Origin of the sequence: Streptomyces sp. JB150 (assembly GCF_011193355.1) — a bacterium.
GTDB lineage: Bacteria > Actinomycetota > Actinomycetes > Streptomycetales > Streptomycetaceae > Streptomyces.
On record NZ_CP049780.1, the window covers coordinates 4,569,254 to 4,593,440 of the forward strand.

Below are 24,187 nucleotides of genomic sequence, written 5' to 3' on the forward strand. Positions count from 1 at the left end.
CGGCGCGATATCCATGAACGCATGAGCAACAACGGGGGAGCCCGCTACGGGGCCGACGAGCCGACCAGTTTCGGGCTGCAGCCGCCGAACCCGCCGCAGCAGCCGCCCTCCGCGATTCCGCACCCGGGCAATCCGTACGCGGCCCCGACGCCGGCGCAGGGCGGACCGCAGCAGCACGGTGGGGCGCAGGGGCCGCAGCACGGTGGTGCGCAGGGCCCCGGTGCGGCGCAGGGGCACGGCTGGCCGCAGCAGCACGGTGCGGTGCAGGGGCACTTCGCCCCCGCTCCCGCCGCAGGCCCCGCTCCCGCGGCCTCTGCTGCGGCTCCCGCCGGCCCGCCCGCCGCCCCCGCCCCTCGGCCCGACCCCGGTGCCGGGCGACTGATCGCCGGTCGCTACCGGCTGCTCGCCAAGCTCGGGCACGGCGGCATGGGCACGGTCTGGCGGGCCAAGGACGAGATCGTGGACCGTGAGGTCGCCGTCAAGGAGCCGCGCGTCCCGGACCACCTCCCCGAACGCGAACGCGCCAACGCCTTCGAGCGGATGCGCCGCGAGGCGCGCGCCGCGGCCCGGCTCGACCACCCGGCGGTCGTCAACGTGCACGACGTGGCCGTGGTCGACGACCGGCCGTGGATCGTGATGGAGCTGGTGCAGGGACGTTCCCTCGGCGACGCCCTGCGCGAGGGCACGCTGGACGCGCGCGAGGCCGCCCGGATCGGCCTGGAGGTGCTGGGCGCGCTGGAGGCCGCGCACGCGGCCGGCATCCTGCACCGCGACGTCAAGCCGGACAACATCCTGCTCGGCCGGCACGGCCGGATCGTCCTCACCGACTTCGGCATCGCCCAGATCGAGGGCGAGACCAACCTGACCGACACGGGCGGGTTCGTCGGCTCGCCCGAGTACATCGCCCCCGAGCGGGTGCTCGGCCGGCGTCCCGGCCCGGCCGCCGACCTCTGGTCGCTGGGTGTCGTGCTGTACGCGGCGACCGAGGGCGTCTCCCCGTTCCGGCGCAGCAACACCCCGGCCACGCTCCAGTCCGTCCTCAACGCCACCCCGGCGCCGCCCGCCTCCGCGCGGGGCCCGCTCGCGGAGGTCATCAACGGCCTGCTGCAGAAGGACCCCGCGCACCGGCCGAACGCCGCGCGGGTCCGCGCCCTGCTGGAGGCCGCCGCGAACCCGCCGGAGCCCCTCCCCACGCAGGTGGTGACCGTCACCGGCGACTCCGGTTCCCGCGGTGGTGTCCGGATCGGCCGCAGGATGCTGGTCGGACTCGGCGCGGCGGTCGTGACCGCGGCGCTGGCGGCGTACCTGGTGATCGCCGAGCCGTTCGCGGGCCCGCTGCCGGACGGCTGGAAGGAGCACCCGGAGAAGGCGCTGGGCGCCACCCTGGCGGTGCCGGAGGTCTACGAGCGCTCCGAGCCGGAGGAGACCGACCAGGGCCACTGGGTGACGTACTCCGACCCCAGCGGCAGCATCTGGGTGCACCTCGAACTCGACAAGAAGTCGGAGGACACGAGCGGTCAGATCGCGGGCTCCGCGGAGGCCGAGATGTACGAGGACGAGGCCCGGTTCAAGCAGAGCGGCGACTACGACGTCTCCATGCCGGCGAACCCGAGGACCAGGCCCGTCGACGACGCCGTGCACGAAGGCCGCCCGGCCGCCGAGAACACGGTCGTCTACACCTCGACCGACACCGAGAACCCGCGCGAGCTGCGGCTCTTCTACTACAGGACCAAGACCGGCGACATGTACAAGCTCACCGTCAGTTACCCGGGCAAGGGCGACTTCACCGAGCGCGGGCGCGAGGTGGCCAGGACGGCGATCGCCAACCTGGACCTCGCGAAGCCCTGAACAGGCCGGCGCGGAACATGGACGAGGGCGGCACGCGGCCGCGTGGCGAACGCGTGGTCGGCGGCCGCTACCGGCTCGTCGAGCGGATCGGCTCCGGCGGCATGGGCACCGTCTGGCGCGCCCACGACCGGCTCGTCGACCGCGACGTCGCCGTCAAGCAGCCCCGCCTGCCGGGCGATCCGGAGGACGAGGCTTACCGCCGGGCCGCCCACCGCCTGCACCGCGAGGCCCGCGCCGCCGCCCGCGTGGACCACCCGTCCGCCGTCGCCGTCCACGACGTCGTCGAGGAGGACGGGCAGCCGTGGATCGTCATGGAACTGGTGCGGGGCGAGTCCCTGCACGAGGTGCTCCGGCGGGGGCCGCTGGAGCCCGCCGAGGCGGCCCGGATCGGCCTCGCGGTCCTCGGCGCGCTGCGCGCCGCGCACGCCGTGGGGATCGTGCACCGGGACGTGAAGCCCGCCAACGTCCTGCTCGGCCCGCACGGCCGGGTCGTCCTCACCGACTTCGGCATCGCCCATGTCCAGGGCGAGGAATCCCTCACCGCCAGCGGCGAGTTCGTCGGTTCGCTGGAGTTCGTCGCCCCCGAGCGGATGGCCGGCCGGATCGCGGGCCCGGCCTCCGACCTGTGGTCCCTCGGCGTCCTGCTGTACGCCGCCGTGGAGGGCTGGTCGCCCTTCCGCCGTACGGCACCGGAGTCGACGCTCGCCGCGATCCTCACCACGGAGCCGCCCGAGCCGCGGCGGGCCGGCCCTCTCGGACCGCTCCTGCTCCGCCTGCTGGAGAAGGACCCCGGCCGGCGTCCGGACGCGGACCAGGTCACGGCGGCACTGGAAGCGGCCGCGAGCGAGGACCTCAGCACCCTGGGGGACCCCTCGCTCCAAGACGTCTGTGGGCCGGCGGAGTTCGGCGACGACGCCGGGACGGTGCGGCTGGGTGCCCGGCGAGCCGGCGCCGACCCCGAGGCGGACACGCTGTCCGACCCGGCGCCCGGTACGACACCCCGCCCAGCGCCCCGTACAGCTCCCGGCCCGGCACTCCGCGCAGCACCCGCCCCAACGCCCCGTACAACACCCGCCCCGGCACCGGCCCCGGTCTCCGCCGTACGGCACCCTCCCCGCCGCCCCCTCCACCGCCGCCCCGTCCCGCTCGCCGCCCTCGGTGGACTCCTGCTCGGCACCGCCGGGCTCGGCCTCTCCCTCCTCGCCGGCGGACCGGACGGCGGCGCGGCGACGCGCGATTCGGGCAAGGCCGCGGCCGGCCGCCCGACCGCACCGGCGACGAGCCCGAGCAGCACCCCAACTCCCGCTCCCGCCCTCGACGGCTGGACCGCCCACCCCGAGAAGGACATGGGCGCGACCCTCGCCCTGCCGCCCGAGTACCAGGAGTTCGCCCGCCAGGGCAACGACACCGTCCAGCCGCGCGCCGTGGAGTACGCCGCCGGTTCCGTCCAGGTCCGCCTCACCCAGTGGGACAAATCCCCCGGGACTCCGATGAAGCAGGCGAAACAACACGCGGCGACCTTCGAGTTCTACGGCAACGCCCGCACCCGCCACACCCCCACCAGCTTCCAGGGCTGGGACGCCGTCCGGTCCGACAGCCGCTACGGCGACGAGGACCTCCGCCACCGCGTCATCGAGCTGCTGCTGCGCACCGACGACGCCCGGTTCTACGAACTGCGCGTCGAGATGCCCGAGGACACGGCACAGGAGCGCGTGGGCGAGGCGGTCTTCGCCGGCGCCCTCGACCGGCTGGTCGTGGCAGCGTCCCGATCGGGCACACAACGCCCCTGATCAGCGCGTTCGTTGCCAGTGATCGCTGGCGGCATGTGCGCGGTCCGTGAATCGCCATTACCGACGGGTACACAAAGCCTGCGGCGCGGCATACCCTGCGCCTCATGACCGACGCGCAGGCTCTTGAGAAGGCCGGTACCGCCACCAACCCCGTCGCCCCCGTCCCGGCGGGCGTCCGCACGGCCGCCGATGTCGTCACGCCCGAGCTGATCGCCCAGCTCACCAAGGGGGTGACCGGCTCCGGACGGACCGCCAACCACACGCCGTTCACCGGCGAGAAGCTGGCCGACCTGCCCGAGTCGACGCCCGCGGACGTGGAGAAGGCCTTCCAGGCGGCCCGCGCCGCGCAGCCGGTCTGGGAGCGCACGCCGGTCCGTGACCGCGCCGCCGTCCTGCTCCGCTTCCACGACCTGGTCCTGGAGCGCCAGGGCGAGGTGCTGGACCTCATCCAGCTGGAGACGGGCAAGGCCCGCCTGCACGCGCACGAGGAGGTGCAGGCGGTCGCGGTCGCCGCCCGCCATTACGGCCGCAGGGCCGCGGCCTACCTCCGGCCCAAGCGGCACGCGGGCGCCGTACCGGCCCTGACGAAGGTCCTCGAACTGCGCCACCCGCGCGGCGTGGTCGGCCAGATAGCCCCCTGGAACTACCCGCTGGAGCTGTCCGTCGGCGACGCGCTCCCCGCCTTCGCCGCGGGCAACGCGGTGGTGATGAAGCCGGACACGGAGACCTGCCTGACCGCACTGTGGGCCCGCGACCTGCTCATCGAGGCCGGACTGCCCGCCGACGTCTTCCAGGTCGTCCTCGGCGACGGCCCGGTCGTCGGCCCCGAGGTCGTCCGGCACGCCGACTACGTCTCGTTCACCGGCTCCACCCGCACCGGGCGCGAGGTCGCCCAGGGCGCCGCCGCCCGCCTGGTCGGCGTCTCGCTCGAACTCGGCGGCAAGAACGCCATGCTGGTTCTGGCGGACGCCGACCTCGACAAGGCCGCGGCGGGCGCCGTCCGCGCCTGCTTCTCCTCCGCGGGCCAGCTGTGCATCTCCATCGAGCGGCTGTACGTCCACGAGTCGGTCGCCGACGCCTTCGCCGAGCGCTTCGCCGCCCGCACCAGGGCCCTGCGGCTCGGCACGGCCCTGGCCTACGGCGCCGACATGGGCTCGCTCGTCGGCGAGCGCCAGCTGGAGACCGTGCGGCGGCACGTCGAGGACGCCGTGGCCAAGGGCGCGAAGGTGCTGGCCGGCGGCGTGGCCCGCCCGGACGTCGGGCCGTACTTCTACGAGCCGACCATCCTCGACGGTGTCACCGAACCCATGGCTGTCTGCTCCGAGGAGACCTTCGGCCCGGTCGTCTCCCTCTACCGCTTCCGCACCGAGGACGAGGCGGTCGAGCTGGCCAACGCCACGCCGTACGGCCTGAACTCGTCGGTGTGGACGAAGGACGCCCGCCGCGGCCGCGCCGTCGCCGCCCGGCTGCGCACCGGCACCGTCAACATCAACGAGGGCTACGCCCCCGCCTACGGCAGCGTCCAGTCCCCGATGGGCGGCATGAAGGACTCCGGCCTGGGCCGCCGCCACGGCGCCGAGGGCATCCTCAAGTACACCGAGGCCCAGACGGTCGCCCACCAGCGGCTGCTGCCGATGGCGCCGTCGCTGGGCATGGACGACGAGAAGTACGCGGCGTTCATGACCCGCAGCCTGCGGCTGATGAAGGCGTTCCGCTTCCGCTAGGCGGGCGGGGACGCGCCAGACGGCCCCCGGAACCCGGTCCCCCCCCCGCAGTTCTCGACGAGGAGAGCACGTGTCGCAGGAGAAGTCCGTCCAGACCCGGGACGAAAACGGGTACGACTACGACGTCATCGTCGTCGGCTCAGGCTTCGGCGGCTCGGTCACCGCCCTGCGCCTGACCGAGAAGGGCTACCGCGTCGGCGTCCTGGAAGCCGGCCGCCGCTTCACCCGCGACACCCTCCCGAAGAACTCGTGGGACCTGAAGAACTACCTCTGGGCGCCGAAGCTCGGCATGTACGGCATCCAGCGCATCCACCTGCTCGGCAATGTCATGGTCCTGGCAGGCGCGGGCGTGGGCGGCGGGTCGCTGAACTACGCCAACACCCTCTACGTCCCGCCCAAGCCGTTCTTCGACGACCCCCAGTGGCGCCACATCACCGACTGGCAGGACGAACTGCGGCCGTACTACGACCAGGCGAAGCGCATGCTCGGCGTACGGCTCAACCCGACGATGACCCCCTCCGACGTCCACCTGAAGGACGCCGCCCGGCGCATGGGCGTCGGCGACACCTTCCACATGGCACCCGTCGGGGTCTTCTTCGGTGACGGCCAGGACGCCGACGGCACCGTCACGGCCGAGCCCGGCCAGGAGGTCCCCGACCCCTACTTCGGCGGCGCGGGCCCGGCCCGCCGAGCCTGCGCCGAGTGCGGCGAGTGCATGACCGGCTGCCGCCACGGCGCGAAGAACACCCTCAACGAGAATTACCTCCACCTCGCCGAGAAGGCGGGCGCCGTCGTCCACCCGATGACCACGGTCGTGTCCGTCACCGAGGACTCCCGCGGCGGCTACGCGATCGCCACCCTGCCCACCGACGACAGGAAGAAGGGCAGGGGCCGGACCTTCACCGCCCGCCGGGTCGTCCTCGCCGCCGGCACCTACGGCACCCAGACCCTGCTGCACCGCATGAAGGCCACCGGCAGGCTCCCGCACCTCTCCGACCGGCTCGGCATGCTGACCCGCACCAACTCCGAGGCCCTGGTCGGCGCCCAGACCACCGACCGCCGCTACCGCAAGGTCAGCGGCGAGCGCCCCGACTTCACCCGCGGCGTCGCCATCACGTCCTCCGTCCACCCGGACGCGAACACCCACATCGAACCCGTCCGCTACGGCAAGGGCTCCAACTCGATGGGCAGCCTGTCCATCCTGCAGGTGCCGTACGCCGAGGGCTCCTCCCGGCTGCTGGCCTGGCTCGGCAACGCCGCCCGCCATCCGCTGCAGCTGCTGCGCTCGCTGTCCAACCGCCGCTGGTCGGAGAAGACCATCATCGGCCTGGTCATGCAGTCGCTGGACAACTCCCTGACGACGTATCTGAAGCCGTCCGGCGTCGGCAAGGGCCTGCTCACCGCCCGCCAGGGCCACGGCGCGCCCAACCCCAAGCAGATCAAGGCCGCCGCCGAGGGCGCCGCCGCGCTCGCCGCCTCCATCAACGGTTTCGCCGGGTCCAACGTCGGCGAGCTGATGGGCACCCCGCTCACCGCCCACTTCCTCGGCGGCTGCCCGATCGGCGACTCCCGCGAGACCGGTGTCATCGACCCGTACCACCGGCTCTACGGCCACCCCGGCATCTCCGTCGTCGACGGGTCCGCGGTCTCCGCGAACCTCGGCGTCAACCCGTCGCTGACCATCACCGCGCAGGCCGAGCGGGCGATGTCGTTCTGGCCGAACAAGGGCGAGACCGACCCGCGCCCGGCGCAGGGCGCGGCGTACGAACGTCTCCAGCCGGTCGAGCCGAAGCAGCCGGCGGTCCCCGCGGAGGCGTTCGGCGCGCTGCGGCTGCCGTTCCTCGGCATCCCGGCGGTGCCGAAGCAGCCCGGAGCGCAGAAGGTGCGGGAGACCTGAACCGGGAACGCCGAGAGGGACCTGTGCCCCCCTCCGAGCGCAGGTCCCTCCTGGTCTGTACGGCGCTGAGGCCGCTGTCCGTCGGCCGCTGAGGCCTACGCCTCGGCCTTCTTGCGGCGCACGAGGTACACCGCGCCCGCACCGGCGACGACGGCGGCACCGCCGACCAGACCGATCATGGGCAGGGCGGAACCGGCACCCGTCTCGGCGAGGCTCCCGGTCACGTCGACCGGGTTGACGTCGTCGAGGTCGGCCATGCCGCCGGTCTGCGGCTTGGCGTCACCGGGCCGGGGATTCTCGGAGCCGGCGGCGAGGATGTCGAAGAAGTACAGCCAGCCGTTCGGGTCGTCGGCGATCCAGCAGCCCTCTTCGTCGGCGTACTGGGCGAAGCCACCGGTCAGCCCGATCGCGTCGGGAACCTCACCGCTGACGCTCAGCCGCATCTCGAACGAGACGGACTGGCCCGCGCCCAGCGAGAACGCGGAGAACGTCCCGCCCTCACCGCCGGTGTCGGCGATGGTCGACCAGGCGCCGGAGGCCTTGTCGCGGACCTGCACCGTGATCTCGCCGGAGTAGTCCTGCTCGTCCCATCCGATCGCGGCGACACCGATCAGCGGCTTGATGTTCTTGATCTCCTCGCCCCCGCGGTTGGAGACGTCGAAGGAGAACTGCTCCCAGCCGCTGCCCGCGACGATCGTGTCGGCCAGGCCGGACAGGCCGCTGCGCAGGTCGTCGCTGACACCGGTCGACTCGTCACCCGGGTCGGCGCAGACCGGGTCCGGCTCGGCGGACTCGCTCGGCGACGGCGACGGGGAGGCGGAGCCGGTGGCGGAACCGGTCGGCGCGGGGCTGGTCTCGGTGGCCGAGCCCGTCGGCGCCGGGGAGGTCTCCGTGGCGGAGCCGGTGGGCGCCGGGGAGGTCTCGGTGGCGGAGCCCGTCGGTTCGGGCGCGGTCTCGCTGACCGAGGCGGTGGGCGCCGGCGTCGCGGACTCGGACACCGTCTCCGTCGCGGTGACGGTCGGGCTCGCGGAGGACGTGTCCCCGGTCGCGAACGCGGCCGGCGCCGAGAGCAGCGCCAGCGGGGCTATCGCTGCCGTAGCGGCCGCTGCGGCCAGGGCGCGGCGAAGCTTCATGAAGACCTCGAATGTCCGGTGCTGCGGCGGCGCAGCACGCGTGGGGCGGTGGGCGGCCCCGCGTATGGGGCGCGGTTGTGACCCTTGATTCGCCTGGTTTGATCCGTGAGTGCAGTGAATGGTTGTCCCGCCACTCACAGAATTTTTATGTGGGCTGGATCACACCGGTCGCGCCGAAGGGCCCCGCGGGGGAGGAGCCGCGGGGCCCTTCGTTCGTGGGCACCGGTGTCAGGGCGTCACCGGTACTCGGGGGAGGCGGCGCCGGGGGGTGCGCGGTTGGTCTCGGCTGGTGAGGTGATGGCGATCAGGCTGATGCCCGTGATGCCGGGTGATGCGGGGATACGGGGCGACCGCCCGCTCCCGCTCCGGGACTCGACGGAACAGGATCCGTTCCGCCGGCCGGCCCCGGGCGTCCCCGGAGCCGGCCGTTTCTCTTGGGTGACCGGGCTGCTGTCCCCTGCCGTCCGGTCACTTCCCTGGAGCGAGGTCCCACGACGCACGGCACGATCCGTCCGTCTCATCGCTCCAGCGAGCCACGCGTGGTTCTTTCGGGCCCGCGCCTGGCTGACACGGACACCGGGACCAACGAAGCGGCCGGCGGGACGGTCACGCGCCGTACGGGTGAGAGGTGATGCGTACGTACGTACAGGGACCGCCGGCGCAGCGCCCCCCGGGGCCGGGCCGCGCACAGGGCCGGCCCGGGCGTCAGATCTTGCCGCGGCACAGCTCCAGCAGCGTCATCGCGAGCGCCGTCCCCGGCTTGCCGAGGGCGTCGCGGTAGTGGCCGAGGACCTCCATCTCGCGGGAGAGGTTCACGCGCCGGCCGCCGGAGCGGATCCGGGCCTGCTGGATGACGGCCGAGACGGCCATCCGTTCCTGGATCAGGCCGATGATCCGGTCGTCCAGGGCGTCGATGCGCTCGCGGGCGTCGGTGATCACGTCGGCGGCCTCGGGGGTGCGTGCGCCGGTCTTCTCGGTCGCCGTCGGTGCGGTCGCGGTCATGTGGGGCTCCTCATCATGGGGCGGGTGGTCGGACGGGGGTCGGACCAGGCGGCCCCGGAGACGACAGGAACCGGGAAAACGCCAGGCGCCCCGGGCCTTGTCGGCCCGGGGCGCCTGGGAAGTCGCTTGTCAGTTGCTCAAGCGGCACGACCATGGCAGCCGGCGGGCCGGTTGCCATAGGTAAAGAGGAAGGTCGCGTGCGTGAGCATGGGGCTCAGTATGCACGGACGGGGGGTGGCCCTGGCAAGCGGCGTTCGTCACAGCGGGCGCGGCGGAGCCGTGATCGGAGATAGCGACGGGCCGCTTCCCATGCCCGTCTCGGTAGAATCGACAAGCACAAGGACCAGCCCAACCGCCGGAAGGCACCCCGTGTCATCAGCGACTCCCGCTGCCGCCGCCCCCGACACCGTTCTGGTCGTCGACTTCGGCGCGCAGTACGCCCAGCTCATCGCCCGCCGAGTCCGCGAGGCCCGGGTCTACAGCGAGATCGTCCCGAGCACCATGCCGGTCGAGGAGATGCTCGCCAAGAACCCGGCGGCGATCATCCTCTCCGGCGGCCCCTCGTCGGTGTACGAGGAAGGCGCCCCGCGTCTCGACCGCCAGATCTTCGAGGCCGGCGTCCCCGTCTTCGGTATGTGCTACGGCTTCCAGCTGATGGCGCAGACCCTCGGCGGCACCGTCGACAACACCGGCGCCCGCGAGTACGGCCGCACGCCCCTGCACGTCTCCCGCCCCTCCTCCACCCTCTTCGAGGGCACCCCGGAGGAGCAGGCGGTGTGGATGTCGCACGGCGACGCCTGCTCCGCCGCCCCCGACGGCTTCACCGTCACGGCCTCCACGGACGTCGTCCCGGTCGCCGCCTTCGAGAACGACGAGAAGAAGCTCTACGGCGTCCAGTACCACCCCGAGGTCATGCACTCCACGCACGGCCAGCAGGTCCTGGAGCACTTCCTCTACCGGGGCGCCGGCCTGAAGCCGAGCTGGACGACCGGCAACGTCATCGAGGAGCAGGTCGAGGCCATCCGCGAGCTGGTCGGCGACAAGCGGGCGATCTGCGGTCTGTCCGGCGGCGTCGACTCCGCCGTGGCCGCCGCCCTCGTCCAGAAGGCCATCGGCTCCCAGCTGACCTGCGTCTACGTCGACCACGGCCTGATGCGCAAGGGTGAGACCGAGCAGGTCGAGAAGGACTTCGTGGCCGCGACCGGTGTTCAGCTGAAGGTCGTCGACGCCGAGGAGCGGTTCCTGAAGGCGCTCGCCGGGGTCACCGACCCCGAGGAGAAGCGGAAGATCATCGGCCGCGAGTTCATCCGCGTCTTCGAGCAGGCCCAGGCCGAGATCATCGCGGACGAGGGCCCGGCCGTGGAGTTCCTGGTCCAGGGCACCCTGTACCCGGACGTCGTCGAGTCCGGCGGCGGCACCGGCACCGCCAACATCAAGTCCCACCACAACGTCGGCGGCCTGCCCGAGGACCTCGAGTTCAAGCTGATCGAGCCGCTGCGCAAGCTGTTCAAGGACGAGGTCCGGATGGTCGGCCAGGAGCTGGGCCTGCCGGAGGAGATCGTCCAGCGCCAGCCGTTCCCCGGTCCCGGCCTCGGCATCCGGATCGTCGGCGAGGTCACCAAGGAGCGCCTGGACCTGCTGCGCGAGGCCGACGCCATCGCCCGCGAGGAGCTGACCGCGGCCGGCCTCGACCGCGACATCTGGCAGTGCCCGGTGGTCCTGCTCGCGGACGTCCGCTCCGTCGGCGTCCAGGGCGACGGCCGCACCTACGGCCACCCGATCGTCCTGCGCCCGGTGTCCTCCGAGGACGCCATGACAGCCGACTGGTCGCGCCTGCCGTACGACGTCCTCGCCCGGATCTCCACCCGCATCACCAACGAGGTCCGCGACGTCAACCGGGTCGTGCTGGACGTGACGTCCAAGCCGCCGGGGACGATCGAGTGGGAGTGACCCGCACCCGCGGGTGACCCCTACGTGCGCTTGATCGTGCGCAGGGGCGCGCCGGGCTTCCAGACCTGGAGGACGAGGTACGTGTCGTCCTGTACGTAGGTCCGCGTGACCTCCGTCAGCTCGGTGCGGAAGAGGTGGAACGGCTCCGGCGGTTCCACCTCTTTCGTGTACCCGGCCTTCACCCGCGGATCGGTCACCTCGATCGCCCGCCCGCTGATCCGGACGTCCCCGCCGCCCATCCCGGTGCCCTCCCCGGGGTTCGCCTGCAACGCGAACCGCGGGTCGCGGCGCAGGTCGAGCGCCTTCAGCGAGTTGGGCATCATGCCGAGCCACAGCTCGCCGTTCAGGAAACGCACCTCCAGACCGGTCGTCCGGGGCGAGCCGTCCTTGCGCAGCGTCGCGAGGACGTGGTGGGTGAACGCGCCGAAACGCTCCTCGACGGTCTTCGCGAGATCGGGTTCGGCGCTGACGAAGGTTTCCCAGTTTGCTCCCATGCGACGAGTGTGGCGCCGAAACCCGACAACCTCTGTCGCCTTTGGCCGAGGTCTGTTCTGTTCGGCTGACCGCCGGTACCTTCCCGCCCGTACCGCACCCCAGCGCCGGAGGAGCAATGCCCGGGCCCACCCCACCCCCACCCCTGCCCACCGACCGGCTCCGGTTCGCCATGCCGCCGATGCACGAGTCGGTCGACGACGAGCGCCGGCACCGCAAGGAACGGCTGGCCGGCGCCCTGCGGATCTTCGGACGGCTCGGCTTCGAGGACGGCGTCTCCGGGCACATCACCGCACGCGATCCGGAGTACAGCGACTGCTTCTGGGTCAACCCCTTCGGCCTGCCGTTCCGGCACGTCACCGTCAGCGACCTGGTGCTGGCCAACGCCGACGGACAGGTGATCGAGGGCCGCTACCACGTCAACCAGGCCGCCTTCACCGTCCACGCCCAGGTGCACGCCGCCCGCCCGGACGTCGTCGCGGTCGCCCACTGTCACACCGTGCACGGCCGCGCCGTGGCCGCCCTCGGCGATCTCATCGAGCCCATCACCCAGGAGAGCTGCGCCTTCTACGAGGACGTGGCTCTGTACGACGCCTACACCGGCGTCTCCGTCGACGCCGAGGAGGGCCGCCGGATCGCCGCCACGCTCGGCTCCCGCAAGGCGCTGGTCCTGCGCAACCACGGACTGCTCACCGTCGGCGACTCCGTCGACGCGGCCGCCTGGTGGTTCCTGTCGATGGAGCGGTCCTGCCAGGTCCAGCTCACCGCGCACGCGGCGGGCCGGCCGGTGCGGATCGACCACAAGGCGGCGGTGGCGACCCGCGAGCAGCTGGGCGGCGACCTGGTGGCCTGGATCAACTACCAGCCGCTGTGGCAGGACATCACCCACAGCGAACCCGACCTGCTGCGCTGACCGGTCCGGCACCGGGACGTGCCGGGCGACACTGCCCGAGCGCCCCCCGCTCACAAGCCGCGCAGCACCGCCGCCTTGACCCGCGTGAACTCCTCGTCCGTAAGCACCCCGTCCCGGTGCAGCTCGCCCAGCTCCCGCAGCCTGCGCAGCAGCACGTCGTGATGGTCGTCGCGCGGCGGGGCGGACGACGCTCCCGGTGGTGGTGGGAGGGCCGGTGACGGTGACGGTGACGGTGGGGACGCCTGTGATGGTGCCGGTGAGGGTGTCTGCGGTAGTGCCTGCGGTGCGGCGAGTCGTTGCCGTGGCCCGGTGTCGGCGGGTGCGCCGCCCGTGCGGGCCGACGGGTGCGGCAAGCGGGCCGTGACGGCCGCGGCGACCAGCGCGGTGAGCAGATCGCGGCGCGTACTGCCCCACAGGTCGAGGGCGTACGGGTCCTTCTCCGGCGGGAGTCTCGCGTGTGCCGTCTCCCGGGTCACGAACCGCAGAAAGCCGTCCTCCGCCCCCGAGTTCGGCAGCCATTCGACCCGCTCCAGGTCGCCGATGTCGATGATCCGCGGCCCCGTCGCCCGCTTCACCCGGTCGGACGTCTCGCTCCAGTCGATCCTGATCCGCGTCCCGTCGAAGGACACCGTGCCGTCCGAGGACCGCACCGACACCGGCACCGGCGGCCCCGGAAGCAGGTAGGCCGTGGCCGGCCCCTTGGGAATCCCGTCCAGCAGCAGGGCGCGCCGGATCTCCTCCGCCAGGTACTCCGCGACCCCCGACCGGTCCGCATCGACCGCCAGCCGGTAGGGGTCGGCCGCGTCCGGCAGCCGGCCCGAGGTCGCCTGGAGCAGCGGGTCCGCCCCTTCCCGCAGCCGCAACCGCAGCCGGCCGCGCTTGCGGTCGGGCTCGTGCACCACCGAGGAGACCGCCTCCAGCGGCACCGTGATCTCCCCGTACGTCTGCCGGAACAGCGGCACCGACCGGTGAAGTCCCGGCGTGATCCGCACCGTTGTGCCGTCGAAGACCCAGGTGCCGTCGCGCTGGCTGATCTCGGCCATACCGAAATTCTCGCAGCCGGGTCAACACGACGGTCACGATTTCACCCGCGCTGACCAGAACAACCGGACGTAAACGGCGTGGCGTAGGGCACAATTCGCTGTCGTCGCAGGGGAGTTGTACGGCGGCGCCGGACGGGCGTCGCAGGGTGCTGGCCGGGAAGGGCGGGCGTCGGGCGTGGCGGTGCAGGAGGCGAGACAGGGCGGTGCGGAGCCCGGAGCGTACGGAGGCGTCCACGGGGGCCTCCACGGCGGTGGCTGCGACGGCGGGGAGTGCCCGCACGGGGCGCGCGAGGGACACCGGCGGGCCGTCGCCGCGTTCCTGCGGAAACGCGACGAGTTCGCGGCCGGGCAGGGGCTGCCGGCGGCGGTCGCGCACTCCCCTTCGGCCTCCCGCCAGTGGGTGTCCGACGAACTTACCCAGTCCGCGCAGCTCGTCGCCGAACGCGGCCGCGCCGAGGGTCAGGCCTGGCTGGCCCGGCTGTGGCGGCGGACGGCGTTCACGGTGTGGGCGCTCGTCGTGCTGTTGCTGCTGGTGCAGGCGCTCACCGCGATCGGCACCGGCTGGACGGCCGCCCGTACCGCAGGCTTGCTCGCCGCGCTCGTGGTGGCCGGGGCGCTGACGGCGGCGTCCTTCTTCCACCGGGCCCGCGGCGGGGCACTGGCGCCGGTAATCGGCGAGGACAACCGGCTGTCCACCTCCCGTGCCGTGGCCGCGGCGTGGGTGCTCTTCGTCGCGTACACGGTGCTGGTCCTGGCCGGGCAGCTGGCGGCCGCCTCGGATCACGACGAGCGCGACGTGCTGATCGCCGGGCTCGAACTCGCCCGCGGCGCGGGTGCGGTCACCGTGCTCGCCGTGGTGTGCGGGATCGCGGTGCTGGTGCGGCGGGTGGTCGGGCTGCGGGTGCTCGGCCAACGGCTGCAGAAGGTCCGCGCGGACCGGCCCCGGGCGGCCGATCTGCTCACCGACGACTCGGGGCGGGGCAGCTTCGCCGATCTCCAGTACGTCGTGATCAGTGCCGTCGCCCTCGTCTTCGGCGTGGTCAGGCTGGCCCGCCGCCCGGACCAACTGCCCGACCTGCCCTGGGGACTCGCGGCGGTCGTGCTGATCTCGGCCGCGACCTACCTCGCTGGCAAGTACTCCGAAGGTGGCCGTCCCGTGATCCTCTCCGTCGTACGGGCCAGGGAGGCCGGTGACCTCGACGCGCCCATCCGCACCGGGGAGGACATCGAGATCCGGGGCGCCGGTTTCGTCCCGCCGGGCGCGCAGGGCGCCGACCGGCTGTCGCGGATGGCCGTACGGATCGGGGCCGTCCATGTCCATGTCCCGCTCGTGCCCGTGGCGGGCGGCTTCAGCAACCCCACCGACGCCCTGCTCACCGTCCCCGTGCCCGCCGATGTCGAGCCGGGCCGGGTGACCGTGCAGGTCGTGACGGCGGCGGGCGTGGAGACGAACCCGTACGTGATCGAGGTGACGGAGTAGCCGGAGGCGACGCAGCCGGTCGCGGCCGAGCCGCCCGAGCTGCCCCACGCGTCCTGGCCCGCCGATCCGTCCGAGCCCGCCGATCCGTCCGAGACGGCCAAGCCCTGTGGGCCGGCCGGGCCGGACAGCGGTTGCGAGCCGTCCGTGGCGGGGCGGCAGTGGGTGCGGAAAACGGCCCGGACGGCCCGCGCGCGGACCGCGCCGTAGCGCGGCGGCGATCGCCGGAAAGCGGCTGGAACATGAGTGAGCGGGTCCTCTCGTGCGTACGTATCGTCTGATGAGGGGTCACGGCAGGCGGGCGAGAGGCGGCGGGCAGCGATGACTCACGGTATGCGTCCGGACACTCCCACCGAGCCCGCGGTCGGCGCTGGTGACCGGCGGGACACCGCCAGCCGCTACGCCCTCCTCCCCCTGCGCCTCTTCCTCGGCATCACGTTCGTCTACGCCGGCCTCGACAAGCTCACCGACAGCGCGTTCCTTCAGGACGGCGGCTCCGGATCGGTCGGCGACATGATGCGCGCCGTGCGCGACTCCTCCGCCGTCCCGGCCCTTGTCGACCTGGCCCTCGAGAACCCCGTCGGCTTCGGCTCGGCCATCGCCATCGGTGAACTGGCCGTCGGCATCGGCACCTTGCTCGGCCTCTTCGCCCGCCTCGCCGCCCTCGGCGGCGCGCTGATCTCCCTCAGCCTGTGGCTGACCGTGAGCTGGGCCTCCGACCCCTACTACTACGGCAACGACCTCGTCTACCTGATGGCCTGGCTGCCCCTGGTCCTCGCCGGCGCGCCCTACCTCTCCGTGGACGCGGCCCTGCGCACACGACGCCGGCACCGAGGCACACGGCGTCAGGCCCGGGACGCCGCCCAGATCTAGCCCGGCTGACGCCGGGACTGTCTCCGGCGGACGGCCCGGCTCACGAAGCCCACCGCACCGGCCAGGATCAGGCCGCCCGCCGCGAGGGGGAGCATCACGAACCACGGTGTCTCCCACGCGCCGCTCGCGTCCCCGGCGTACACGACACCCCCGAGGGCGAGGAAGCATCCCGCGACGAGCCTGCCCGGCTGGAACTCATGACGCAGCACGGCTGACCTCCACCTGTCCCATCCCGACCTGAAGGTCGAGCTCGATCGTGCCGGCACTCCTCGTGCCCGCCTCCGGCTTCAGCGTGACCTCTCTGTACTTGCCGGGCGCGACGTCCACGTCCTGTCTTCTGTCGCCCGGCAGCTGGATGTCGCCCACCCCCACGTCGATGTTCGCCTTCACCGTCACGTCCGACGGCACGATCACCCGCAGTCGCCCGATGCCCACCTGGGCCGCCGTGGCCGTCGCCTGTCCCTCGGCCGGGTCCAGCCGGGACAGGTCCAGCGTGCCGACGCCGGTGCCGAGGTCGTACCTCCCCCGCAGCTCCGCCACCGCCGCCGGCTCCCACGTCGTCCGGGTCCACTCGGTGCCGATGTCCTTGGGCACCGCGGCCGAGCCGGCCAGCAGCGCGGCGGTGACGACCGCCAGGAACACCGATCCCGCGCCCGTGCGACCGAGGAACGCGCTGACCGCGATGCCCAGGCCGAGGACGGCGAGCGCACAGGACAGGCCGGCCTGCAAGCTGGTGCCGAGCGGATGCCCGTGCCAGGTCAGCGTGGTGCCGAGGCCGCCCGCGACGAGGGCGAGCAGGAAGATCCAGCCGCCGATCCAGCGGGGCCCGCGCGGCTTCGGCGGCTCCTGCCGAGGCAGGCCGCGGGCCTCGCGGCCGTGCGGGTAGTCGTCGAGGGCGAGACTGACGGTCGCCGCGATGTCATGGTCCCGGGAGTCCCTGGGGCCCCACAGATAGCCGGTGCCCCCGACGTGCGTGCCGTCCTTCACGATCGGGTCGCGCCACCACGAGTAGGCGATGGGCGCCGGCGGCGCCTGGGCCTCCGGCGGGGCGTCGGCGGCGGCCTGCGCGGCCAGCGGATCCGGGCCGGGGGCGCCGCGGCGCTGCGACCAGTACCCCGCGCCGGCCAGCAGCAGGGAGAGGACGACGGCGAACGTGAGCACACCGCCGTTGTTCAGCATCGACAGGAAGACCCCGCAGCCCACGAGCGCGAACAGCACCGCGGCCAGTGCCTGGCCGTCCACCCGGCCGGTCAGCAGCTTGCGGACCTCGTTCTCCTCCTCGTCGTCGTACGGCACGAAGAGCCAGGCGAAGCCGTAGAAGATGAGGCCGATGCCGCCGGTGGCGGACAGCACGGCCAGGGTGATCCGGAAGATCACCGGATCCATGTCGCACTGCCGGCCCAGCCCGGCACAGACACCGGCGACCATCTTGTGCCACCGGTCCCGCCGGAAGTCCGTCAGCCCCTCGGGCGCCCGCCCCGCCTCCGGCGCGTCGGGTCCCTGCGGGCCACCGGGCCCGGCGGACGGCGGGCCGCTGTTTTCGGACGGGCCCGCGGCCCCGGACGTTCCGCCGCCGGCCCGCGCATCGGCCGGCGTGTCCGCCCGCTGTCCGGCCTCGGCCGGTGCTCCGGCCCCGTCGGCCGGTGTCGCCCCGTTCACCCGTGCTCCTTCGGCCCGGCCCGCCTTGGTCGCGGGGGCCGGCTGTCCGTGCGAGTCCAGCTCCGCCGGCGCGTCCCCTTGATCGCGCGCGTCCGCCCGCCGGCGCGTGCCCGCGCGCTCGTGCGCACGCGACTCCGCACCCGCGGAGGCCGTGGTCGCCGGGTCGGACGCGGAGCCCGCGTCGGGCCCGGCATCCGCGGCGTGCTGGTGATCAGTCATGCGTCCATGGTGACGGCCGGGCCGCTCCGACGGCAGGGGGAATGACCCTAGCCCGACCCTGATATCGCCCCTGACCCGGCGCGGGGGATCCGTGCGACGGAACACCGGCTCGAAGATCAGGGGCGTCTCGGGGGTCGACCCTGATGCCCCGGCCCTCCCGCCGTGTGACCATCGATGGCATGCCGGAAGCCGCAACCGCAGCAGCGCCACTCACCGGACCGCGGCCGCCGCGCAAGCTCTACCGCAGCAGTGACGGACGCTGGCTCGGTGGCGTGGCGCGGGGGCTCGCCGGACATCTCGGGCTGCCCGTCGTCTGGGTACGCCTGGTCTTCGTCGGACTGTTCATGGCCGACGGCCTCGGCGCGCTGCTGTACGCGGCGTTCTGGTTCTTCGTGCCGCTCGGCGTCGGCGGCGTCGACGCGGACCGGCCACCGTCCTTCGTCACCGCCGAGGCCTCGCCCGACGGCCGCCGCAGACTCGTCACCCGCAGACCGGACAAGGGCCAGATCGTCGCCCTGCTGCTCATGGTGGTCGTGGCGATGGTCTTCGTCAGCAGCGTCAACCTGGGCGGCGGCGCCAGGGCCTACCTGTGGCCCGCCGTCCTGGTCGGCGCCGGCGTCGCCCTCGTCTGGCGCCAGGCGGACAACGCCCGCCGGGCCCGCTGGGTCGAGGTCGGCCGCCGCCGGCGCACCCTCACCCTGCTGCGCGCCGGCGCGGGCGTCCTGCTGGTCACGGCCGGAGTCTCCGGCATCTTCGTCCTGCAGGGCTCCGCCGCCCACCTCGGCTCGGTCCTCCAGGCCGCCCTCGCCGTCCTTGTCGGCATCACCCTGCTCGCCGGCCCCTATCTGGTGCGGATGACCCAGGACCTGTCCGAGGAACGCCTGATGCGCATCCGCGCGCAGGAGCGCGCCGAAGTCGCCGCGCACGTCCACGACTCGGTGCTGCACACCCTGACGCTGATCCAGCGCAACGCGGAGAACGCGAGCGAGGTGCGCCGCCTCGCCCGCGCCCAGGAGCGCGACCTGCGCACCTGGCTGTACAAACCGGAGGGCACCGGCAAGGACGAGGACGACGAACCGACCACGCTCGCCGAGGCGGTGCGGCGCAACGCCGCCGAGGTGGAGGACAAGCACGGCGTGCCCATAGAGGTCGTGGTCGTCGGCGACTGCCCGCTCGACGACCGCACCGGCGCACAGATGCAGGCCGCGCGCGAGGCGATGGTGAACGCCGCCAAGTACGGTGGCGAGGGCGGCGCGGTCCAGGTCTACGCCGAAGTCGAGGGCAGGACGGTCTTCGTGTCCGTGCGGGACCGCGGCCCCGGCTTCGACCTCGACTCGATACCCGCCGACCGCATGGGTGTCAGAGAATCGATCATCGGCCGCATGGAGCGCAACGGCGGCACGGCCCGGCTGCGGGCGGTGCCCGGCGGCGGCACGGAGGTCGAGCTGGAGATGGAGAGGGCGGAGAACACGTCATGAGCGACCCGACCGAGGCGAACGGCACAGCGGGAGCGGCGGAACCGGCCGAGTCCGCGGAGCCGGCCGGCCAGGGCACCGTCGACCGGCGGGTGCGTGTCGTCCTCGTCGACGACCACCGGATGTTCCGCACGGGGGTGCGGGCGGAGATCGGCCGGACCGAGCAGACCGGCGTCGAGGTCGTCGGCGAGGCCGCCGACGTCGACCAGGCGGTCGGCGTCATCACCGCGACCCGGCCCGAGGTCGTGCTGCTCGACGTGCACCTGCCGGGCGGCGGCGGGGTCGAAGTGCTGCGCCGCTGCGCGGCGTTGACGGCCGACGCCGAGCAGCCGGTCCGCTTCCTCGCGCTGTCCGTCTCGGACGCCGCCGAGGACGTGATCGGGGTCATCCGCGGCGGCGCGCGGGGCTATGTGACGAAGACGATCACCGGCTCGGACCTCATCGACTCGATCTTCCGGGTGCAGGAGGGCGACGCGGTGTTCTCGCCGCGTCTGGCCGGCTTCGTGCTCGACGCGTTCGCCTCCACCGACGCCCCGCCGGTCGACGAGGACCTCGACCGCCTCACCCAGCGCGAGCGCGAGGTGCTGCGGCTCATCGCGCGGGGGTACGCCTACAAGGAGATCGCGAAGCAGCTGTTCATCTCGGTGAAGACGGTCGAGTCCCATGTCTCCGCCGTCCTGCGCAAGCTCCAGCTGTCCAACCGCCACGAGCTGACGAGATGGGCGACGGCGCGACGCCTGGTGTGACGGGCGCCGCCGCCTCCGGCCCCGCGCCGCCGCCTCCTCAGCCCTGCGGCACCCGGAGCGCCGGCCGCAGCGTCCGCAGCGCCCACCGGTAGTGCCGTACGGCCTTGACGACGCCGATCAGCCCGGTCAGCCAGAGGATCATGCCGATGCCCATGCCGAGCACGACGTCCGCGTAGGTCGACCGGCCGGGTTCCGCGCGGGCCGCCGACGCGAAGGACGCCCACAGGCCGATCCCGCAGACCATCAGGGAGGAGAGCATCCAGAACAGGCTTAGGCCGGCGGAGCGCAGCCGGGCGTCGGTCGGTGGGTGGCTGTCCAGGGCCAGCCAGGCGTCGATGAGTTGCCGTATCCGGTGGTCGCGGCGGACGGCGATGACGACCGCGATGACGGACGGGGTGAGGGAGGCCAGACCGAGGACGGCGAAGATCGGTCCGAGGACGAACCCGAGAGGGTCCTTCTGTTCCAGCTGCTGGAGCGGCAGGATCAGCAGGGACCAGCCGATGATGGCCGCGAGCGCCAGCAGCCACAGCAGCAGCACCCGGTGCACCCCCAGGCTGCGGCGGCGCAGCTCCTCCAGCGCCCGTCCCCGGTCGGCCAGCAGTGCCGCCCGGTCCGGCCAGGTCCGAAGGTGCGGCGGAGGCGGCGGCGGGGGCAGCGGCGAGCGGGGCATCGGGACCTTCCGGGCGGAGGGGAGCTGCGGGAGCGCAGGAAGCGGTGCACCACCGCCTCGCTGTCCGACGCTACCGTGCTGCCGTGCTCATGCCATGCCGGTCACGGGCCTCCTGCCATGCCGGTCACGGGCCTCCTGCCATGCCGGTCGCCGGCCCCGGCAGTCGCTGCTCACACCACGCGTGTGGCCCCCGCGAACGGCATCTCGTCGATCGGCGCGACCCGCACGGGGGCGGAGGGGTTGGGGGCGTGGACCATCTGCCCGTTGCCGACGTAGATGCCCACGTGGCTGATGCCGGAGTAGAAGAACACCAGGTCGCCGGGGAGGAGTTCGGAGCGGGCGACGCGGCGCCCGGCGCCGATCTGGGCGTAGGTGGTGCGCGGCAGAAAGACGCCCGCGGAGCGGTAGGCGGCCTGGACCAGCCCCGAGCAGTCGAAGGCGTCGGGGCCGGTGGCGCCCCAGACGTAAGGGCTGCCGAGTTTGGAGTAGGCGTATCCGACCGCCGCTGCCGCGCGGGAGTCGGGCGCCGCGACCGGGCCGCCTGGTGCCGTCGGGCGATCGCGTCCGGCCGTCACTGCGCGGAAGGCGCGGTCGGTGCCCTGGCCCTGCCCGGCGAGCCGGGCCCGCTCCTCGGCCGTGAGCCGGGCCAGCAGGCGCCGGGCCGCGTCCAGCTTGCCGGTGACGGTCTTCTTGTGCCGCTTCAGCTCAGCGCGGCGTGAGGTGAGCGCGGCCAGCTCGATCCGGGCGGCGCCGCGCAGTTGCTCGATCTCCCGCAGCTGTCGGCGGACGCGGGCGACGGCGGCCGACTGGCGGTCGCCGGCCCGCTCGGCGAGCGAGGCGCCGTCGAGGTAGCGGTCGGGGTCGTCGGACAGCGCCAGGTGCAGCGCGGGGGGCAGGCCGCCGCTGCGGTACTGCGCCGCGGCGAAGGACCCGAGGGCGTCGCGCGCCGAGTCCAGGCGCTCCTCCTTGCGGGCCGCCTCGTCCTGCAGGGCGGCGAGCCGCCGCTGGGCGGCGTCGGCCTTCTCCTTGGCGCCGTTGTACTTCTCGGTGGCCACCTCGGCCTCCTGGTACAGCTTGTTCACCGTGGCCTTGACCTGCGTGGGGGTCAGCTCGGGCTCGGCGTGGCCCGTCCCGTCGAAGGCCGTTGCGGCCGCCGCGCCCGCGAGGGCGAGGGTCGCCGCCGTACGGGCTCGATGGCCGCCGGCCGAGCGGTGCCGGGGCTTGCGGTGAGCTGCCACGTGGACTGCACGTCCTTTCCTGCGGCCGGGCGGTCCGGCGCCGGTGCCGCACAGGGGAGCGGGACCGCCGCCGGACCTTCTCGGCGGAGACGTCCGGCTGCCGCCCTGGGCCTGGGCGGCGGTGGGGAGCCGGACGTCTGAGGGAGGACGCTAGGCCGGGATATGCCGGAGAGGTCACGAGAAGTGCGGAAGTGACGCGAGCGGGCCGTCGAGTGACCGTATGTGACCGTGACGTTTCTTCGGAGTGGTCGAGGTGACGCAGCGTGCTGACCGAAGGGGCGATTCGGGGACCGACGTACGGGACGGGATGCTATGGCGCATATATGCGCCACCCCCGCGTCACTCTCCGTACGCGCTCATGCCCGCCGTCGGCCAGGGACGGGCCGGTGTCGGGCGGCGGGGGACGGCCTCGTTAGGCTCCGGCCCCATGGACGTACTCATCCATCTCTTCGTCGGCCTGCACATCATCGGCATCGCCTCGCTCCTCGGCGGCTTCCTCACCCAGATGAAGGCGATGGGCCAGGGCACCGCCCGCTTCGTCCCGGCGATGCTGCACGGCGCGCTGACCATGCTGGTCACCGGTGTGATCCTGGTCGGTCTCAACCAGGCCGACGACCAGACGGTCGACAACATCAAGATCGGCGTGAAGCTGGCCCTGCTGATCGTGATCCTCGGCCTGGTCTACGTGAAGCGGGACGAGGAGCGGGTGGACAAGGGCCTCTTCGGCCTCGTGGGCCTGCTGACCACCGCGAACATCTTCATCGCGGTCCTCTGGACCTGACCCGCCGCGCCCCGCGCCCCCGGCCCCGCGGACCTCGTCGCCCCCGGACCACCCGCCCCGCGTCAGGCCGGCCGCACCACGCTGTGGATCGACGACTCGCCGTCGTAGTACACCGACTCCTCCCGCACGTACGTCCCGGGCTTCGGCGCGTGGATCATCATCCCGTTGCCGATGTAGACGCCGACGTGGGTGACGTCGTCGTAGAAGAAGACGAGGTCACCGGGGAGGGCGGCGGACAGGGGGACCGTGGTGCCGGCGTTCACCTGGTCGTAGGTGGTGCGCGGCAGGGCGACGCCGGCGGCCTTCCACGCGGCCTGGGTGAGGCCGGAGCAGTCGTAGGAGCCCGGACCGGTGGCGCCCCAGACGTACGGCTTGCCGATCTGGGCGCGGGCGAAGGCGATCGCCTTCTCGGCCTTGGCGGTGTACGTCGCGCCGGCGGCCGGGACGGAGGTCTCGCCGGTGCCGGCGGCAGGGGAGGACGAGGCGCCGCCCGTCTCCTCTCGCGGGGCCGGCACCGCCTCCCGCTCCTCCTGCTCCTGCAGCCGCTGCTCCTCCGCCTGCTGCCGGGCCAGCTCCGCGGCCTTGCGCGCCGCCTCCTCCCGCTCGCGCTGCTCGATCGCGGCGAGCCGGGCCTTCTCCTCGGCGGTCAGCCGCGAAAGCATCTCCCGCGCGGTGGCGAGTTTCTTCTGGACGGTGGCCTTGGCCGTCTTCAGGCCGGCCTGTGACTCGGTGAGCTCCTGGAGGCTCTCGGCGGCCTCCTGGCGCTTCTTCATCGTCTCGGACTGCTGGGCGAAGTAGTCGTCGACCGATTCCTTCTGCCGGCTGGTGAGCCGGTCCATGAGGTGGGTGCGGTCGAAGTAGTCCTGCGGGGAGTCCGCGAGCAGCAGGGTCGCGACGCCGGGCGCGGCGGCGCCGGTGCGGTACTGGGCCGAGGCGTAGGAGCCCAGCTCCTCGCGGGCCTCGTTGAGCTTCTGCGCCCGCTGGGCGACGTCGTCCAGGAGGGTGTCGACCCGCTTGCGCTGCTTCGCGGTCTTCTCCTTGGCCGCGTTGTACTTCTCGGTCGCCGACTCCGCCTGGCGGTAGAGCTCGTCGACCTTCTTCTCGACCTCCTCCAGGCTCGGCTTCTCGTCGGCGGACGGTGCGGCGTCGGCGGTCTGCGACAGCAGGGCCACGGAGGTGAGGGCCGCGGTGGCGAGGGCGGGGGTGCGTATGCCGGCCACGCGCGGGGTGGGACGGGACTTGCGGTGCGACGCCAAG

At 73.2% G+C, this 24,187-nt stretch carries 20 protein-coding genes; 11 read left to right on the forward strand and 9 right to left on the reverse strand.

Annotated features, from left to right (window positions below; all coding sequences use genetic code 11):
• Positions 1-21: 21 nt before the first annotated feature.
• From G7Z13_RS21385 to G7Z13_RS21400, 4 genes are all read left to right on the forward strand, one after another.
• Positions 22-1,848, forward strand: coding sequence for a serine/threonine-protein kinase (locus tag G7Z13_RS21385; protein WP_166001670.1), 1,827 nt, complete (start codon positions 22-24; stop codon positions 1,846-1,848).
• Between the two features lie 17 nt (positions 1,849-1,865).
• Positions 1,866-3,638, forward strand: coding sequence for a serine/threonine-protein kinase (locus G7Z13_RS21390; protein WP_166001672.1), 1,773 nt, complete (start codon positions 1,866-1,868; stop codon positions 3,636-3,638).
• Positions 3,639-3,742: 104 nt separating this feature from the next.
• Positions 3,743-5,362, forward strand: a complete 1,620-nt coding sequence (locus tag G7Z13_RS21395; protein WP_166001674.1) for a succinic semialdehyde dehydrogenase — start codon at positions 3,743-3,745, stop codon at positions 5,360-5,362.
• Positions 5,363-5,432: 70 nt separating this feature from the next.
• Positions 5,433-7,259 carry a GMC family oxidoreductase gene (locus G7Z13_RS21400; RefSeq protein ID WP_166001676.1) on the forward strand — a complete coding sequence of 609 codons (1,827 nt, stop codon included), beginning with the start codon at positions 5,433-5,435 and terminating at the stop codon, positions 7,257-7,259.
• Between the two features lie 95 nt (positions 7,260-7,354).
• Here the strand turns inward: G7Z13_RS21400 and G7Z13_RS21405 are convergent, their stop codons facing one another.
• Together G7Z13_RS21405 and G7Z13_RS21410 are read right to left on the reverse strand one after the other, a co-directional pair.
• Positions 7,355-8,392 carry an LPXTG cell wall anchor domain-containing protein gene (locus G7Z13_RS21405; protein WP_166001678.1) on the reverse strand — a complete coding sequence of 346 codons (1,038 nt, stop codon included), beginning with the start codon at positions 8,390-8,392 and terminating at the stop codon, positions 7,355-7,357.
• Between the two features lie 705 nt (positions 8,393-9,097).
• Positions 9,098-9,394, reverse strand: coding sequence for a chorismate mutase (locus tag G7Z13_RS21410; protein WP_166001680.1), 297 nt, complete (start codon positions 9,392-9,394; stop codon positions 9,098-9,100).
• 369 nt (positions 9,395-9,763) lie between these two features.
• Here G7Z13_RS21410 and guaA point away from each other — a divergent pair, with 369 nt between their 5' ends.
• Positions 9,764-11,344, forward strand: a complete 1,581-nt coding sequence (guaA, locus tag G7Z13_RS21415) for a glutamine-hydrolyzing GMP synthase (RefSeq protein WP_166001682.1) — start codon at positions 9,764-9,766, stop codon at positions 11,342-11,344.
• Between the two features lie 20 nt (positions 11,345-11,364).
• Here the strand turns inward: guaA and G7Z13_RS21420 are convergent, their stop codons facing one another.
• Complete coding sequence (locus G7Z13_RS21420) at positions 11,365-11,838, reverse strand: pyridoxamine 5'-phosphate oxidase family protein (protein WP_166001684.1); 474 nt, start codon at positions 11,836-11,838, stop codon at positions 11,365-11,367.
• A 116-nt stretch (positions 11,839-11,954) separates the two neighbouring features.
• Here G7Z13_RS21420 and G7Z13_RS21425 point away from each other — a divergent pair, with 116 nt between their 5' ends.
• Positions 11,955-12,749 (forward strand): class II aldolase/adducin family protein, encoded by a 795-nt coding sequence (locus tag G7Z13_RS21425; protein ID WP_166001686.1) that lies wholly within the window; start codon positions 11,955-11,957, stop codon positions 12,747-12,749.
• Between the two features lie 50 nt (positions 12,750-12,799).
• Here the strand turns inward: G7Z13_RS21425 and G7Z13_RS21430 are convergent, their stop codons facing one another.
• Entirely contained in the window at positions 12,800-13,792 is a 993-nt protein-coding gene (locus G7Z13_RS21430; RefSeq protein WP_166001689.1) for a DUF4429 domain-containing protein, read from the reverse strand.
• A gap of 175 nt (positions 13,793-13,967) precedes the next feature.
• Between G7Z13_RS21430 and G7Z13_RS21435 the strand changes: the two genes are divergently transcribed.
• Together G7Z13_RS21435 and G7Z13_RS21440 are read left to right on the forward strand one after the other, a co-directional pair.
• Complete coding sequence (locus G7Z13_RS21435) at positions 13,968-15,272, forward strand: hypothetical protein (RefSeq protein WP_166001690.1); 1,305 nt, start codon at positions 13,968-13,970, stop codon at positions 15,270-15,272.
• Positions 15,273-15,590: 318 nt separating this feature from the next.
• Entirely contained in the window at positions 15,591-16,142 is a 552-nt protein-coding gene (locus G7Z13_RS21440) for a DoxX family protein (RefSeq protein WP_166001692.1), read from the forward strand.
• Here G7Z13_RS21440 and G7Z13_RS21445 read toward each other — a convergent pair.
• Positions 16,139-16,351 (reverse strand): hypothetical protein, encoded by a 213-nt coding sequence (locus G7Z13_RS21445; RefSeq protein WP_166001694.1) that lies wholly within the window; start codon positions 16,349-16,351, stop codon positions 16,139-16,141. The two genes, G7Z13_RS21440 and G7Z13_RS21445, sit on opposite strands and share 4 nt — an antisense overlap.
• Positions 16,338-18,020 carry a PspC domain-containing protein gene (locus G7Z13_RS21450; RefSeq protein ID WP_166001696.1) on the reverse strand — a complete coding sequence of 561 codons (1,683 nt, stop codon included), beginning with the start codon at positions 18,018-18,020 and terminating at the stop codon, positions 16,338-16,340. The genes G7Z13_RS21445 and G7Z13_RS21450 overlap by 14 nt, the downstream gene beginning before the upstream one ends.
• A 179-nt stretch (positions 18,021-18,199) precedes the next feature.
• Here G7Z13_RS21450 and G7Z13_RS21455 point away from each other — a divergent pair, with 179 nt between their 5' ends.
• Together G7Z13_RS21455 and G7Z13_RS21460 are read left to right on the forward strand one after the other, a co-directional pair.
• On the forward strand, positions 18,200-19,498 hold the full coding sequence (locus G7Z13_RS21455) for an ATP-binding protein (protein ID WP_166001698.1): 1,299 nt from the start codon (positions 18,200-18,202) through the stop codon (positions 19,496-19,498).
• The gene (locus tag G7Z13_RS21460) at positions 19,495-20,241 is read left to right on the forward strand and encodes a response regulator transcription factor (RefSeq protein ID WP_166001700.1); all 747 of its coding nucleotides are present in this window, start codon (positions 19,495-19,497) and stop codon (positions 20,239-20,241) included. Before G7Z13_RS21455 ends, G7Z13_RS21460 begins: the two co-directional genes overlap by 4 nt.
• A gap of 37 nt (positions 20,242-20,278) precedes the next feature.
• Here the strand turns inward: G7Z13_RS21460 and G7Z13_RS21465 are convergent, their stop codons facing one another.
• A complete protein-coding gene (locus G7Z13_RS21465) occupies positions 20,279-20,911 on the reverse strand; it encodes a hypothetical protein (protein ID WP_166001702.1) in 633 nt (210 codons plus the stop codon).
• Positions 20,912-21,081: 170 nt separating this feature from the next.
• Complete coding sequence (locus G7Z13_RS21470; RefSeq protein WP_166001704.1) at positions 21,082-22,149, reverse strand: C40 family peptidase; 1,068 nt, start codon at positions 22,147-22,149, stop codon at positions 21,082-21,084.
• A 427-nt stretch (positions 22,150-22,576) separates the two neighbouring features.
• Between G7Z13_RS21470 and G7Z13_RS21475 the strand changes: the two genes are divergently transcribed.
• Positions 22,577-22,930 (forward strand): hypothetical protein, encoded by a 354-nt coding sequence (locus G7Z13_RS21475; RefSeq protein WP_166001706.1) that lies wholly within the window; start codon positions 22,577-22,579, stop codon positions 22,928-22,930.
• 62 nt (positions 22,931-22,992) lie between these two features.
• On the opposite strand, the gene G7Z13_RS21480 is transcribed toward G7Z13_RS21475, so the two are convergent.
• Entirely contained in the window at positions 22,993-24,186 is a 1,194-nt protein-coding gene (locus tag G7Z13_RS21480) for an NlpC/P60 family protein (RefSeq protein ID WP_166001708.1), read from the reverse strand.
• Position 24,187: the final 1 nt, after the last annotated feature.

Coding starts and splice junctions, on each gene's coding strand:
- G7Z13_RS21385 (WP_166001670.1), top strand. CDS start 22: ATGAGCAACAACGGGGGAGCCCGCTACGGGGCCGACGAGCCGACCAGT.
- G7Z13_RS21390 (WP_166001672.1), top strand. CDS start 1,866: ATGGACGAGGGCGGCACGCGGCCGCGTGGCGAACGCGTGGTCGGCGGC.
- G7Z13_RS21395 (WP_166001674.1), top strand. CDS start 3,743: ATGACCGACGCGCAGGCTCTTGAGAAGGCCGGTACCGCCACCAACCCC.
- G7Z13_RS21405 (WP_166001678.1), bottom strand. CDS start 8,392: ATGAAGCTTCGCCGCGCCCTGGCCGCAGCGGCCGCTACGGCAGCGATA.
- G7Z13_RS21410 (WP_166001680.1), bottom strand. CDS start 9,394: ATGACCGCGACCGCACCGACGGCGACCGAGAAGACCGGCGCACGCACC.
- G7Z13_RS21420 (WP_166001684.1), bottom strand. CDS start 11,838: ATGGGAGCAAACTGGGAAACCTTCGTCAGCGCCGAACCCGATCTCGCG.
- G7Z13_RS21425 (WP_166001686.1), top strand. CDS start 11,955: ATGCCCGGGCCCACCCCACCCCCACCCCTGCCCACCGACCGGCTCCGG.
- G7Z13_RS21430 (WP_166001689.1), bottom strand. CDS start 13,792: ATGGCCGAGATCAGCCAGCGCGACGGCACCTGGGTCTTCGACGGCACA.
- G7Z13_RS21440 (WP_166001692.1), top strand. CDS start 15,591: ATGACTCACGGTATGCGTCCGGACACTCCCACCGAGCCCGCGGTCGGC.
- G7Z13_RS21450 (WP_166001696.1), bottom strand. CDS start 18,020: ATGACTGATCACCAGCACGCCGCGGATGCCGGGCCCGACGCGGGCTCC.
- G7Z13_RS21455 (WP_166001698.1), top strand. CDS start 18,200: ATGCCGGAAGCCGCAACCGCAGCAGCGCCACTCACCGGACCGCGGCCG.
- G7Z13_RS21460 (WP_166001700.1), top strand. CDS start 19,495: ATGAGCGACCCGACCGAGGCGAACGGCACAGCGGGAGCGGCGGAACCG.
- G7Z13_RS21465 (WP_166001702.1), bottom strand. CDS start 20,911: ATGCCCCGCTCGCCGCTGCCCCCGCCGCCGCCTCCGCCGCACCTTCGG.
- G7Z13_RS21475 (WP_166001706.1), top strand. CDS start 22,577: ATGGACGTACTCATCCATCTCTTCGTCGGCCTGCACATCATCGGCATC.